Source organism: Alexandriicola marinus (assembly GCF_004000435.1).
Classification (GTDB): domain Bacteria; phylum Pseudomonadota; class Alphaproteobacteria; order Rhodobacterales; family Rhodobacteraceae; genus Alexandriicola; species Alexandriicola marinus.
Map to the genome: position 1 here is coordinate 1 of NZ_RBVZ01000059.1, position 716 is coordinate 716.

Below are 716 nucleotides of genomic sequence, written 5' to 3' on the forward strand. Positions count from 1 at the left end.
AGGAGCCATCCCGATGACGGACAAACCCAAAGACCCGGCCGCAGAGGCCGAAGACCAGCCCAGCGACTCTGTCGCGACCGAGGACACCACCATGACTGAACCCAAGACGCCTGAAGCAGAGCCGAAGGTTGCTGCTGTTGAGAACCGCGCGCAGCCGAAGATGCAGAAACCCGAAGACGCCGCCGCACCCGATACAGAAGCCGTCGCGACCCGCGCCCGCGAAACCGAACGCGATCGCGTCTCCACGATCTACAATCTGGCAGGTCGCCTGAACCTCGAGCGCAGCTTTGCCGAGGATCTGGTGAAACGCGGCACCGACGTCGATGAGGCCCGTCGTCTGATCCTCGATCAGGTCGCCGCAAAATCCGAGGAAANCCGCCAGTATCGCGGCATGACGCTCATGGAACTGGCTCGGGAAAGCCTCGGCAATGCCGGGGTCAGCACGCGGGGCCTGTCGCGCGACGAGGTGGCCACGCGCGCGCTGCACTCGACCTCAGACTTCCCCGAGATCCTGTCCGCCGTCACCAACAAGACCCTCCGGCAGGCCTACGAGGCCTATCCCCGAACGTTCATGCTGTTCTGCCGCCAGGTGCTCGCCACGGACTTCAAGGCGATGCACCGAGTCCAGCTTGGCGAGGCACCGCAGCTGCTCGAGGTGAGCGAAAGCGGTGAGTTCAAGCGCGGCACGCTCGGCGAGAGCAAGGAGAGCTACAAGG

General features: G+C 64.5%; 1 protein-coding gene. It reads left to right on the forward strand.

Features of this window, described 5'->3' with window-relative positions; genetic code table 11:
• Window positions 1-400: 400 nt before the first annotated feature.
• Window positions 401-716, forward strand: a 316-nt coding sequence (locus EP376_RS23710) for a phage major capsid protein (RefSeq protein WP_476724236.1), incomplete at its 3' end; no start/stop codon positions are given.